We start from the raw sequence: 12644 nt of genomic DNA on the forward strand, positions 1-12644 counted from the left end.
GAGCGAGCTTGCTCGCGAACCATGCCTCCGGGGATTTCGGTGCCGGGCGTCGTTCGCGAGCAAGCTCGCTCCTACAAACGGCTCATCCTGATTGCATCTATCGGTAGATACCGTTCCGCCCATGCCCCGCCATGGCGCGGTTGCCGCGCTCGGCGATCATCAATGGCGGTTGCACCAGCTCGAAGCCCTGGGCCTTCAGGGTCGGCAGCACGCGCTTGAGCACGGCCAGGGTCGCCGGCTTCGGGTGGCCGATCATCACCACTGTGCCCTGCTTGCGCGCCAGTGCCAGGCCGCGCTGCATTTGCTCCATCACCGCCGCTTCGCTCGGGTCGTCGTCGAGGAACACATCCCGCGACAGGCTGGCGAGCCCGATCTTCTGCGCCTCGGCGGCAGCCACGGTGGCCGCGCTGGTACGGCTGTCGAGCAGGAACAGGTGGCGCCGCTGCAGTTCGGCGGCCAGCCAGGCCATGGCCGGGCGGTCGGCCGTCATGCGGCTGCCTTCGTGGTTGTTCAGGCCCTGCACATAAGGCACCTTCGCCAGCGCGGCGTCGAGGCGGCGCGCGCGTTCTTCCTGGGTCAGCTCCGGGCGCCAGGCGAAATCGCCGCCGGCCGGGTCCATGGGCATGTGCAGCATCACGGTGCGCCCGCGCTGGTGCGCCTCGCGCGCCAGTTCGGCGGCGTGGGGTGTGTCAGGAATGATCGCCAGGGCGATAGCGGGGGAGATGTCGAGCACCTGGCGGTCGCGCGCCAGGTTCTGCCCGAGGTCGTCGATGACGATGCTGACCAGCGGCTTGCTGCTGTCCGGCCGGGGCGCAGCGGCCACCGGCAGGCACAGCAGTGCGCCCAGGCACAGGCTCAGTAGCAGCCGGGCCGGGCGCATCGGTCAGTTGTTGCCGCGGCTGACGCTGAGTCCTTTCAGCAGGCTGAGGGCTTGGCTGAGCTGGTAGTCGCCATCCTGCGGGCGATCCACCGGGGGCTTGCCGGAAGTGGTCGGACGATCCTGGCCGCCATTGCCGTTGGCCAGGTGGCCCTGCAGGTCGGCTTCCTTGAAGCCGTCGAACTCGCTCTTCTCGCGCGTCACCTTGGCACGTTCCACCTCGATATCCGGGGTGATGCCCTGGGCCTGGATGGAGCGGCCGTTGGGGGTGTAGTACAGCGCGGTGGTGAGCTTGAGGGCGCGGTCGTTGTTCAGCGGCAGCACGGTTTGCACCGAACCCTTGCCGAAGCTGTCGGTGCCCATGAGGATCGCGCGCTTCTGGTCCTGCAGGGCGCCGGCGACGATTTCTGCCGCCGAGGCGCTGCCGCCGTTGATCAGCACCACCAGCGGCACGCCGTCGCTCGGGTCGGCCGGGTCAGCGGAGAAACGCAGCTCGGAGTTCGGGATGCGGCCCTTGGTGTAGACGATCAGCCCCTTGGTGAGGAAGGCGTCTGCCACCTCAACCGCGGACTGCAGCACGCCACCGGGGTTGTTGCGCAGGTCCAGCACCAGGCCCTTGAGCTTGCCCTTGTTGTCGTTGCGCAGCTTGGACAGTGCCTTGACGGTTTCTTCGCCGGTGTTCACCTGGAACTGAGTGATGCGCAGGTAGCCGTAACCGGGTTCCAGCATCTGGCTCTTGACGCTCTTGACCTTGATGATGGCTCGCTTGAGCGTCACGTCGAACGGCTTGCCGCCGCCGCGCACGATGGTCAGGGTGATTGGCGAGCCGGCCTTGCCGCGCATGCTGTCCACCGCCTCGTTCATCGACTGGCCCTTGGTCGGCTTGCCGTCGATCTTGACGATCAGGTCGCCCGGCTGGATGCCGGCGTTGGCCGCCGGGGTGTCGTCGATCGGCGAGATCACCTTGACGAAGCCATCCTCGCTGCCGACTTCTATGCCCAGGCCGCCGAATTCGCCGCTGGTGCTTTCCTGCAGTTCGGCGAACTCTTCCGGGCCGAGGTAGGCAGAGTGCGGGTCGAGGTTGCTGAGCATGCCCTTGATGGCATTTTCCAACAGCGTCTTGTCGTCCACGGGTTCGACGTAGGCCGCCTTCACCCGGTCCAGGACCTCGGCAAAGGTGCGCAGCTCGTCGAGCGGCAGCGGAGCCTCCTTGCCGTTGGCCGCGGGGGATGCGGCCGGCGCGTCGGCGGCCTGGACCGCACCGACACCGAGCAGCAAGGCCAGGGCCAGGGTAGTGAGACGGAAAGCTTGCGACATGTTTGGCTCCTAATGCGTGTTCGCCGCTTATCCCTGCGTGCGACACCAGGTCGAAGGGTCCGCCGGGCGGCCCTGATGGCGAATGGCAAAATACACCGCCGGGGTACTCTGACCCCCGCTGGCTCCCACGGTTGCAATGGGATCGCCCGCTTTGACGGTATCGCCGGCGTCCTTCAGAAGACTTTGATTATGCCCATAAAGGCTGAGGTAGCCACCACCGTGGTCGAGAATCACCAACAGCCCTGAGCCGCGCAGCCAATCGGCAAAAACCACTCGGCCGCCATGCACGGCACGCACGGTGCTGCCGGCCGAAGCGCCGATCAGCACACCGTCCCAGGTGGCGCGGGGGTCGTCGCCGCGCGGGCTGCCGTAGCGCGCCAGGACGCGACCATCCACCGGCCAGGGCAGCTTGCCCTTGGTGGCGGCAAAGGCGCCACCGAAGCCAGCGCCGCTGGAGACCAGCGGGCCGCTGTAGTCGGCGCGCTTGGACGGCGTTTCGGGCTTCTCGCCGCGAGCGGCCAGCTCCTGCTCACGCTTGACCCGCTCGCGCTCGGCGGCCAGGGCGCGCTGGCGCGCTTCCTCGGCTTCGCGGGCCTGGCGGGCGAGGGTTTCCTCGATGGTCTTGAGGACCTTGTTCAGGTCTTCCTGGCTCTGCTCGCGATCCTTGAGCTTGCTGCTGCCGTCCTTCAGGTCGCTGTTGAGCTTGGCCAGGGTCTCCTGGCGCGCCTTGCGGGCATCGGTCAGTTCCTGGCGGCGGGCTTCGAGAGCGCTCTGCTGGGCGACCTGCTCGTCCTTCTGCGAAGTGATTTCCTGCTCGACGTTGCTCAGCTGGCGCAGCGTTTCGTTGAATGCCGAGAGCTGCTCCAGGCGCGCCTTGTTGATGTAGTCGTAGTAGGTGAGGGTGCGGCTGAACTTCTCAGGGTGTTCCTGGTTCAGCAGCAGCTTGAGGTATTCCTGCCGGCCGCTCTGGTAGGCGGCGCGGGCCTGGATGGCGATCAGGCGCTGCTGCTCAAGGCGCGCGCCCTGGAGTTTTTTTTTCTCCCCGTCGAGGCGCTGCAGCTCTTCCTCGTTCTTCTTCATCTCGTCCTGGATCTGCTTGATCTGCTTTTCCAGGTCGCCCATCTGGGTCTCGGTGGACTTGAGCTGCTTCTGCACCCCGGACTTTTCGTCCTGGATGCTCTTCAGGTTTTTCTTCAGCTCATTGATGTCTTTCTGCGTCTGTTCCAGCTGACGCTGGGCGTCGGCGCGTTCGTCGGCAACGACCGCGAGCGGGCTCAGGAGGCAGATCAGCAGCAGCGGGAGGAGGGCGCGAGGCATTGGGCGGCGGGGACCTGAAGTCTGGACGGCCTAGTATGCCCGTGGCGGACATTAAAAAAAACGCCCCAGGCCGCATGGCGTGGGGCGTTTGCTCTGACCGGCGGGAGACGGCTCACGTTCCCGCCAAATCGATACCCATTAAAGCAGGGTAACGATGGATTTGCCGGTCATCTCTTTTGGCTGCTCCAGACCCATCAGGTTCAGCAGGGTCGGGGCCACGTCGGCGAGTACGCCGCCCTCGCGGATGCTCAGCTTGCGCTTGCCGACGTAGACGAAGGGCACCGGCTCGCAGGTGTGCGCGGTGTGCGCCTGGCCGGTCATGGCGTCTTCCATCTGCTCGACGTTGCCGTGGTCGGCAGTGATCAGGGCTTCGCCGCCGACCTTGTCCAGCGCCTCGGCGATCCGACCGACGCAGGTATCCAGGCACTCGACGGCTTTCACCGCCGCTTCGAACACGCCGGTGTGGCCGACCATGTCACCGTTGGCGTAGTTGACGATGATCACGTCGAAACGCTGGTTCTCGATGGCGTCGACGATCCTGTCGGTGACTTCCGGCGCGCTCATTTCCGGCTGCAGGTCATAGGTGGCGACCTTGGGCGAAGGAATGAGGATGCGCTCTTCGCCTTCGAACGGCTCTTCGCGGCCGCCGGAGAAGAAGAAGGTCACGTGGGCGTATTTCTCGGTCTCGGCGATGCGCAGCTGGGTCTTGCCGTTCTTGGCAAGGTATTCGCCCAGCACATTGTCCAGGGACTCGGGCTTGAACGCGCTGGGCGCCGGGATGCTTGCCGCGTACTGGGTCAGCATCACGTACTCGGCCAGGTGCAGTTCGCGCTGGCGCGGGAACTCCTTGAAGCCCGGCTCGACGAAGGCGCGCGACAGTTCGCGGGCACGGTCGGCACGGAAGTTCATGAAGACCACGGCGTCGCCGTCTTCCACGCGTACCTGTTCGCCAATGCGGGTTGCCTTGACGAATTCGTCGCTCTCGCCGCGCTCATAAGCGGCGTTCAGCGCGCCCACGGCAGTGTCGGCAGTGAATTCGGCGGCGCCATCGGTGATCAGGTTGTAGGCGGCTTCGACGCGGTCCCAGCGGTTGTCGCGGTCCATGGCGAAGTAGCGGCCAATGATGCTGGCGGTGCGTCCCTTGCCGATGCGGGCGAAGGCGTCGTCGAGCAGTTTCAGCGAAGGCTCGGCGCTCTTGGGCGGCGTGTCGCGGCCGTCGAGGAAGGCGTGCAGGTAGATTTTCTCGGCGCCACGCTGGGCGGCCAGCTCGGCCATGGCGATCAGATGGTCCTGGTGGCTATGCACGCCGCCGTCGGAGAGCAGGCCGAGGATGTGTACGGCCTTGCCGGCATTCGCGGCCTTGTCGACCGCGCCGGTCAGCACGGGGTTCTGGAAGAACTCGCCGTCGCGGATGGCCTTGGTGACGCGGGTGAAGTCCTGATAGACGACGCGGCCGGCGCCCAGGTTCATGTGACCGACCTCGGAATTGCCCATCTGGCCGTCGGGCAGGCCGACGTCCATGCCGGAGCCGGAGATCAGGCCATTGGGCTGGCTGGCCAGCAGGCGGTCCCAGTTGGGCTTCTTCGCGGCATAGATGGCGTTGTATTCGGGGCTCTCGCTATGGCCGAAGCCGTCCAGAATGATCAGGACCAGCGGTTTGGGCGTTGCAGTCATAGTTACGGCTCTTTCCGAGAATAGGGGTCAGAAAAGGACACACATTTTACCTTTTGGTGCCGACAGACGCCATGATCCCTAGGGTTCAGCCGTCAGATACGCGCGTGTATACTGGCCGGCATTTTTACGTCTGGATGTCCTGCGCATGTCTTCGTTTCTTCCTCGTCTGATCGAATTCGCCACCCACCACTACCTGCTGGTTGGTGCCCTGGTCATCCTGCTGGTGCTGCTGGCGCTGCACGAAATGCGCAAGGGCGGCCGCGCGCTGTCCACCCGCGAACTGACCGCCATGGTCAACGCCGAACAGGCCGTGGTGCTGGATATCCGCCCGACCAAGGAATTCACCACCGGCCACATCGTCGGCGCGCTGAACATCCCGGCGGACAAACTGAACGCCCGCATGAGCGAGCTGGACAAACACAAGGCCAAGACCATCATCGTGGTCGACGGCATGGGCCAGCACTCGGGCACCTGGTGCAGCGTGCTGCAGAAGGCCGGCTACACCGCCGCGAAACTCTCCGGCGGCATCGGCAGCTGGCGTGGCGATAACCTGCCCTTGGTGAAGTGAGATGTCGTCGACCTTGATCTACACCAGCGCGTGGTGCCCTTATTGCATCCGCGCCAAGGCCCTGCTGGACAAGAAGGGAGTCGCCTACGAGGAAATCTCCGTGGACGGCAAGCCTGGCGTACGCGCCGAAATGGCCAGCAAGGCGGGTCGCACTTCGGTGCCGCAGATCTGGATCGACGGAACCCACATCGGCGGCTGTGACGATCTTTACGCGCTGGAACGCGCGGGCAAGCTGGATACGCTGCTCTCGGCGTGATCCCACATTCTGAAACGATGCACAAGAAGGTCCCGAAATGACTGAACAAGCCAGCAACGGCGCAGCCGAGCAAGACAACAACCCGCAGTTCTCGCTGCAGCGCATCTACGTGCGCGACCTCTCCTTCGAGGCCCCCAAGGCTCCGGAAATCTTCCGTCAGGAGTGGCAGCCGAGCATCGCCATGGACCTCAACACCCGTCAGAAGCAGCTCGATGGCGACTTCTACGAAGTGGTCCTTACCGTTTCGGTAACCGTGAAGAACAACGAAGAAACCGCTTTCATCGTTGAAGTGCAGCAGGCCGGCATCTTCCTGATCAAGGGCCTGGACGCTTCCAGCATGAGCCACACCCTGGGTGCCTTCTGCCCGAACATCCTCTTCCCGTACGCCCGTGAAACCCTGGACAGCCTGGTTGTCCGTGGTTCCTTCCCGGCGCTGATGCTGTCCCCGGTGAATTTCGATGCGCTGTACGCGCAGGAAATCGCCCGCATGCAGGCTTCCGGCGAAATCCCGACCCCGTAATCGCTGCGGTCGTGGAATAAAGGCGCCCTCGGGCGCCTTTTTCTTTGCCCGCAGATTGGCGCGGCGCCGAACGTAGGGCGGATAACGTTCGACGTTATCCGTCGATTGACCTCGGTTTCCGACACCTCGGGATTGGCTTGGACACTCGTTCCAGCGTGCTCCGGGGGGCGGGCATGGAGCGGCGATATCGGCGTACAACCGCGAACGGTTGTACGCCCTACGTTTCGCAAATGCTCAAGCGTGAAAGGGTGAAGCTTTTTGTAGGAGCGAGCTTGCTCGCGAACCGTTTGTGGTGATGCGCTCGATGCCACGACTGTTCGCGAGCAAGCTCGCTCCTACAGGGGCGGTGAAGCCACCGTCCCACGTTCAAGTTTGGTGCGTGCGCACTAGAGGGGCGCAGGCGGGTGGCACTCCGCCGCCTCGGCATTTGCCCTTCGGATGCCGCCATGCGGATGCTTGATAAATCGCCGAAAGCCCCGCCATTACAGGTCTGTAGCCGTTCGATTGGTGTGCCGTTCGAGGTCGGCAGCGACTTTGGCACGCCCTCTGCAATACCCCTGGTAACAGCAATTTCAGGGGCCTCGGTACAGGCAGGCTGGGGAACCCCTCTTTTACATCTTGCGAGCGCGCCGCCCGAAGCGGTGGCCGTCGCAGCCGGTTCGGGGGTCCTGGTACAGGCAGGCCGGGAAAGCCCCCTTTTTATGCCCGCAGGCGCGCCACGGCGCGCCGCGCACCCGTTAGGGGTCCTGGTACAGGCAGGCCGGGTAAACCCCTCTTTTATGCCGCGATTCTCCGTCTGGAGGACTCGCTTCCCGCTTCGGGGCCCCGGACCAGGCAGGCCGGGAAAACCCCGCTTTTATTCGGGCCGCGCGCTGACGTTCAGGCGCCACCGGCCCTGGACCTCTGCGCTGTCCCAGGTGCCCTGCAGGCGCCGGGTCGACAGCAGCGTCAGCAGAACCCCCTTGTCCCGTGGCTCCAGTTTCCAGCGCACTGGCGCGTCGCCGATTCGCAACTGGCCCTGCTGTGCCGCGCCGCTGGCGTCGATCTGCAGCGCCAGGGCGCCGTCCAGCTGGCCGGCGCGCACGGCGGGCTGGGCGTTCAGGGTGAGCATCAGACCATCCGCCGAAGGCTCTACAGCAAGGATTTGCGGCGGCCCCTCGTGCGGTGGATTGAGCAGGCGGCCGAGCATCAGGCCCAGCAGCAGGCCGAGCACGCACAGCGAAACCATCACCTTCAGCCAGGGCCTGGGCCGCATTTGCTCCTGCGCGGGGGTAGAATGCCCGCCGTTCTCAGGCTCGGAGCGCTGCATGTTCCACGTAATCCTTTTTCAACCGGAAATCCCCCCAAACACCGGCAACATTATCAGGCTGTGCGCCAATGCGGGCTGCAGCCTGCATCTGATCGAACCGCTGGGCTTCGAGCTGGACGACAAGCGCCTGCGCCGCGCCGGGCTGGATTACCACGAGTACGCCAGCGTGCGCCGCTACGCCAGTCTCGAGGAGTGCCTGGAGCAGCTCGGCCAGCCGCGCCTGTTCGCCTTCACCACCAAGGGCTCGCAACCGTTCCATGAAGTGGCCTACGAGCGCGGCGACGCCTTCCTGTTCGGCCCGGAAAGCCGTGGCCTGCCCGAAGAGGTGCGTGACGCCCTGCCGCCCGAGCAGCGTGTACGCCTGCCGATGCGCCCCGGCTGTCGCAGCTTGAACCTGTCCAACACCGTGGCGGTGACTGTCTACGAAGCCTGGCGCCAGCACGGCTTCGCCATGGATTGAACGTTTTCTGATCGATCCGCGCAAACCCGCGCCCGGCGCGGAGCGCAGCGGCTTGCCCCAAGCTTATCCACAGGCGGGCGCACAGTGGATGTGGGCAAGCCGGAAATTCCTGCACAGAAACCAGGCAAACCCGCAGACCGCGCGTGCTCTGGGCTGTAGCACGTTCCTTCCCCGTTCCGTGCACAGTGTTATCCACAGGTTTTGGGGATAGATGTTGCCAAGGCATGACAGGGCTGGCCTGCACACAGTTGCGCCCTTGTAGGAGCGAGCTTGCTCGCGAACAGCATCACCGGATGGCACGGAAGTTGGGGCGTTCGCGAGCAAGCTCGCTCCTACAGGGGGTGTCGGCAGAGAACGCGTTTCGGGTAATGGTTGGGTATGAAAAAGGGGCCTTTCGGCCCCTTTTTCATGGAAGGACTTCAGTCCTCGCCATCCTCGTCGGGGCCGTCGATCTTCATGCCCAGCTCCTTGATCTTGCGGGTCAGGGTGTTGCGCCCCCAACCCAGCAGCACCGCTGCATCGCGACGGCGGCCGGCGGTATGCTTGAGCGCGGTCTCGATCATGATCCGTTCGAAGGCCGGCACGGCGGTATCCAGCAGGCTCGACTGCCCGCGCCCCAGCGCCTGGTCGGCCCAGTGGCGCAGGGCCTGTTCCCAGTTCGCGGCCGGCACACTGTCCTGTGGCTGGGTCATCAGCTCCGGCGGCAGGTCATCGATGTGCACTTCGCGGCCGGAGGCCATGACGGTGATCCAGCGGCAAGTGTTCTCCAGCTGGCGCACGTTGCCCGGCCAGCCGAGGTTCTTCAGGTATTCCTCGGTTTCCGGCTTGAGCAGCTTGGGCTCCACCGCCAGTTCCTGTGCAGCGCGGGAGAGGAAGTGCCGGGCCAGCGCCGGGATGTCCTCGCGGCGGTCGGCCAGGCGCGGAATATGTACGCGGATGACGTTCAGGCGGTGGAACAGGTCTTCGCGGAACTTGCCCTCGCGCACCAGGTTCTCCAGGTTCTGGTGGGTCGCGGCGATGATCCGCACATCCACTTTCACCGGGGTGTGCCCCCCCACGCGGTAGAACTCGCCGTCGGCCAGCACACGCAGCAGGCGAGTCTGGGTATCGGCCGGCATGTCGCCGATTTCGTCGAGGAACAGCGAGCCGCCGTCAGCCTGTTCGAAGCGGCCGCGGCGCTGGTTGGCCGCACCGGTGAAGGCGCCTTTCTCGTGGCCGAACAGTTCGGACTCCATCAGGTCCTTGGGGATCGCCGCCATGTTCAGCGCGATGAACGGCGAGGCTGCGCGCGGGCTGTGGCGGTGCAGGGCGTGGGCCACCAGCTCCTTGCCGGTGCCCGATTCGCCGTTGATCAGCACGGTGATGTTGGAGTGCGAGAGACGGCCGATGGCGCGGAACACCTCCTGCATCGCCGGCGCTTCACCGATGATTTCCGGGGTACGCGTCTGGTTGGTCGGCGCTTCCAGGCCCTGCTGCTCCTGGGCGTGCTGGTTGGCGCGCTTGACCAGGGAGACGGCCTCGTCGACGTCGAAGGGCTTGGGCAGGTATTCGAAGGCACCGCCCTGGTAAGAGGCCACGGCGCTGTCCAGGTCCGAGTGCGCGGTCATGATGATCACCGGCAGGCGCGGGTGCACCTCGCGGATCTGCGCCAGCAGGTCCAGGCCGCTGGAGCCGGGCATGCGGATGTCACTGATGATCACGTCCGGCTGCTGCCGGCCCAGGCGACTCATCACACTGTCGGCGCTGTCGAAGCTGACGGTGGTCATGCCTTCCTGCTGGAGGGCTTTTTCCAGTACCCAGCGGATGGAGCGGTCGTCGTCGACGATCCAGACAGTCTCTGATCGGCTCATGGTCAATGCACTCCTTGTTCCAGGGGCAGGAACAGACTGAACACGGTGTGGCCGGGATGGCTCTCGCATTCGATCAAGCCCTGGTGCTGGCTGATGATGTTCTGGGTGATGGCGAGGCCCAGGCCGGTGCCGTCGGCACGGCCGCTGACCATGGGATAGAAGATGGTGTCCTGCAGTTCAGCCGGAATGCCTGGGCCGTTGTCGATGATCTCGACCTTGCACACCAGACGATGGCGCGTGTGGCCGATGGTGAACTGGCGCAGGGTTCGGGTGCGCAAGGTGATGCGCCCCAGCTTGAGTTCGTTCTGCGCGGCGATCGCCTGCATGGCGTTGCGCACGATGTTGAGCACCGCCTGGATCATCTGCTCGCGGTCGATCAGCAGGTCAGGGATGCTCGGGTCGTAGTCGCGCACCAGCGGGATGGTGCCCTGGGTCTCGGCCTCCACCAGGCTGCAGACGCGCTCCAGCACTTCGTGGACATTGGTCACCGAGAGCTGCGGCAGCTTGTTCGAGCCGAGCATGCGATCCACCAGGTTCCTCAGGCGGTCGGCTTCTTCGATGATGACGTTGGTGTAGTCCTTGAGCGATTCATCCGGAAGCTCGCGGGAAAGCAGCTGTGCCGCGCCACGAATACCACCCAGTGGGTTCTTGATCTCATGGGCCAGGCCGCGCACCAGCAGCTTGGTGGTTTCCTGCTTGGACAGCTGCGCCTCTTCCTTGGTGATCCGCAGCAGCCGGTCGCGTGGGTGGACTTCGAGCAGCAGCAGGGTATCGCGGCGGTCGAGGATCGGCGTCACCGCGTAATCGACGGTGATGGTCTGGCCGGTCAGCGAAGTCAGGGTCGCCTCGCGCTTGGTGAACGGATGCGCCTCTTCCACCGCTTGGCGCAGCGACTGCAGCGCCTCGGGCGATTCGGTGAACAGCTCGCTGATGAACTGCCCGTGGCTGCGCTGGCCGCTGACCGCCAGGAGCATTTCCGCCGCCGGGTTCATGTACTCCAGGCGCAGCTCGGCATTGAGCAGGATCACCGCCGTGGTGAGGTTGTCGAGCAACAGGCGGAGCTGGGTTTCTGTAGGCATGGCGTAAGGAATGTCCCAAGACTGTGCGGGAAAATGCAAAAAGCAAACCAGGCCCTGAAAAGACGCGTATTTCGCGGCATTGCGCTGATTTGCTGCGCGCAGACGGCCAGATTGGCCAGCAGGAGTGACCTGAAATGGGGAGAGTATAGAAAGTGGTGCAGGCATATGCACCGATATGGTGCATTTGTACCGGCCGCCGCACGGACTCAGCGGCTGGCGGCGTTGAACTCTGGCGTGGCGTCCAGGGTGGCCGCTTCGGCGACCGAGACGCGGAACATGTGGAAGGGCTGGTTGGGCGTCTGCTCGATGGTGCGGCCGAGGGTGTCGACGATCTCGATCGACAGCTGGTGAGTCCCGCGATCGATGTTGTAGAGCGGGAATACCGGGCTGCGGCCGGGATCGCCCACCGGCTTGCCGTCCAGCAGCAGGCGGTAGAGATGGCCGGGGAGCAGCGCCGGGTCGCTGGTGGCGGAAACGATCAGCGCACCATCGTTGGCGCGCACGGTGGCATCGGGCTCCGGCACGATGATGCGCAGCAGTTGGTACGCCGGCGGGCCGGCCGGCAGCGCGGGTGTTGTCGGTGCGTAGAGCGGCGGCGGCATACGCACGCCGTTGGGCGAACCGGGCTGGGAGTTGATCGGCGCCAGTTGCAGCTTCTGTGCGTTGCCGCGCGGTGGCTGATCGGTGAAGACGCGATTACCTTCCTTGTCGATGTAGGTGTAGACCTCGGCGCTGGCCGACAGGCAGAACAGCGCCGACAACAGGAGCATCACCAGATAGCGCATCGTCAGCCGCCCGTCCTGGGTTGGACCTTGGGCCGTTGCGGGCTGTTGGTGCTGATACGTTGCAGAGTGAAACTCACCGGCGAGCTGGCCTGGATCACGCGACTGCCCTGCAGCACCTGGACCGCCAGGGTGTGGTCGCCGCGGTCAATTTCCTGCAGGCCGATGCTGGTGCTGCTGGTCGGTGCACCGTAGGGCTGGCCGTCAAGCACCAGTTGCAGCAGATGGCCGCCCGCCAGGGCTGGCTGCACCACGACATTCACGGTGAAGGTGCCGTTGTTCTGGCGCAGCGATTCGTCGTCCGGCAGGTTGCTCAGGGCGAGAATCTGGTAGGTCGTGGTCGCCTGGCTAGTGCTGTCGGCGGGCGCGGCGACGGGCGCCTGCGGGCCGACGGTGTTGGTCGGCGGCAGTTCCACGGGCTTGGCGTCGACGTTGGTCGGCGGCTGGTTGGTGAACACCGTCTTGCCGTTGGCGTCGGTGTACTTGTAGATCTGCGCGCTGGCTGGCAATGCGGCGGCGAGCAGCAGGGCGGTGAGGATCAGGCGCATGAAGAATCTCCGGATGGTCATGCCAAGCCTTGCACCGCCGACGGCGGCTGGCAAGTTGCCTATTGTCTTTCAGCAGGGCGCTGCGCG

Annotated in this window: 13 protein-coding genes; 4 read left to right on the forward strand and 9 right to left on the reverse strand. The window is 65.0% G+C overall.

Annotated elements, in window-relative coordinates; genetic code table 11:
• Positions 1 to 97 precede the first annotated feature (97 nt).
• The 4 genes from AC2T4A_RS06970 to gpmI form a co-directional block, all read right to left on the reverse strand.
• A complete protein-coding gene (locus AC2T4A_RS06970; protein ID WP_486742968.1) occupies positions 98 to 880 on the reverse strand; it encodes a divergent polysaccharide deacetylase family protein in 783 nt (260 codons plus the stop codon).
• A gap of 3 nt (positions 881 to 883) precedes the next feature.
• On the reverse strand, positions 884 to 2194 hold the full coding sequence (locus AC2T4A_RS06975) for a S41 family peptidase (protein ID WP_416749098.1): 1311 nt from the start codon (positions 2192 to 2194) through the stop codon (positions 884 to 886).
• Between the two features lie 27 nt (positions 2195 to 2221).
• Positions 2222 to 3511 (reverse strand): murein hydrolase activator EnvC family protein, encoded by a 1290-nt coding sequence (locus AC2T4A_RS06980; protein WP_416749100.1) that lies wholly within the window; start codon positions 3509 to 3511, stop codon positions 2222 to 2224.
• Positions 3512 to 3649: 138 nt separating this feature from the next.
• Positions 3650 to 5185, reverse strand: coding sequence for a 2,3-bisphosphoglycerate-independent phosphoglycerate mutase (gene gpmI / locus AC2T4A_RS06985; protein ID WP_486742969.1), 1536 nt, complete (start codon positions 5183 to 5185; stop codon positions 3650 to 3652).
• 145 nt (positions 5186 to 5330) lie between these two features.
• On the opposite strand from gpmI, the gene AC2T4A_RS06990 reads away from it, so the two are divergent.
• Genes AC2T4A_RS06990 through secB form a run of 3 tightly spaced genes read left to right on the forward strand, consistent with a single transcriptional unit; the run spans position 5331 to position 6529 of the window.
• On the forward strand, positions 5331 to 5753 hold the full coding sequence (locus AC2T4A_RS06990) for a rhodanese-like domain-containing protein (RefSeq protein ID WP_024762248.1): 423 nt from the start codon (positions 5331 to 5333) through the stop codon (positions 5751 to 5753).
• 1 nt (position 5754) lies between these two features.
• Positions 5755 to 6009 carry a glutaredoxin 3 gene (gene grxC / locus AC2T4A_RS06995; RefSeq protein WP_045215790.1) on the forward strand — a complete coding sequence of 85 codons (255 nt, stop codon included), beginning with the start codon at positions 5755 to 5757 and terminating at the stop codon, positions 6007 to 6009.
• A 37-nt stretch (positions 6010 to 6046) separates the two neighbouring features.
• Positions 6047 to 6529, forward strand: coding sequence for a protein-export chaperone SecB (gene secB, locus AC2T4A_RS07000; protein ID WP_416749105.1), 483 nt, complete (start codon positions 6047 to 6049; stop codon positions 6527 to 6529).
• 856 nt (positions 6530 to 7385) lie between these two features.
• Here secB and AC2T4A_RS07005 read toward each other — a convergent pair.
• Positions 7386 to 7784, reverse strand: a complete 399-nt coding sequence (locus AC2T4A_RS07005) for a hypothetical protein (protein ID WP_486742970.1) — start codon at positions 7782 to 7784, stop codon at positions 7386 to 7388.
• A 52-nt stretch (positions 7785 to 7836) separates the two neighbouring features.
• Between AC2T4A_RS07005 and trmL the strand changes: the two genes are divergently transcribed.
• Positions 7837 to 8298, forward strand: coding sequence for a tRNA (uridine(34)/cytosine(34)/5-carboxymethylaminomethyluridine(34)-2'-O)-methyltransferase TrmL (trmL, locus tag AC2T4A_RS07010; RefSeq protein ID WP_081515348.1), 462 nt, complete (start codon positions 7837 to 7839; stop codon positions 8296 to 8298).
• Between the two features lie 419 nt (positions 8299 to 8717).
• Here the strand turns inward: trmL and ntrC are convergent, their stop codons facing one another.
• The 4 genes from ntrC to AC2T4A_RS07030 form a co-directional block, all read right to left on the reverse strand.
• Positions 8718 to 10148, reverse strand: coding sequence for a two-component system response regulator NtrC (gene ntrC, locus AC2T4A_RS07015; protein ID WP_416749109.1), 1431 nt, complete (start codon positions 10146 to 10148; stop codon positions 8718 to 8720).
• A gap of 2 nt (positions 10149 to 10150) precedes the next feature.
• Positions 10151 to 11227, reverse strand: a complete 1077-nt coding sequence (glnL, locus tag AC2T4A_RS07020; protein ID WP_024766655.1) for a nitrogen regulation protein NR(II) — start codon at positions 11225 to 11227, stop codon at positions 10151 to 10153.
• A gap of 206 nt (positions 11228 to 11433) precedes the next feature.
• The gene (locus AC2T4A_RS07025; RefSeq protein ID WP_416749150.1) at positions 11434 to 12003 is read right to left on the reverse strand and encodes a DUF4124 domain-containing protein; all 570 of its coding nucleotides are present in this window, start codon (positions 12001 to 12003) and stop codon (positions 11434 to 11436) included.
• Between the two features lie 11 nt (positions 12004 to 12014).
• Positions 12015 to 12557 carry a DUF4124 domain-containing protein gene (locus AC2T4A_RS07030; RefSeq protein WP_478377742.1) on the reverse strand — a complete coding sequence of 181 codons (543 nt, stop codon included), beginning with the start codon at positions 12555 to 12557 and terminating at the stop codon, positions 12015 to 12017.
• Positions 12558 to 12644 lie beyond the last annotated feature (87 nt).

Source organism: Pseudomonas sp. PVC-3-1, from assembly GCF_057444315.1.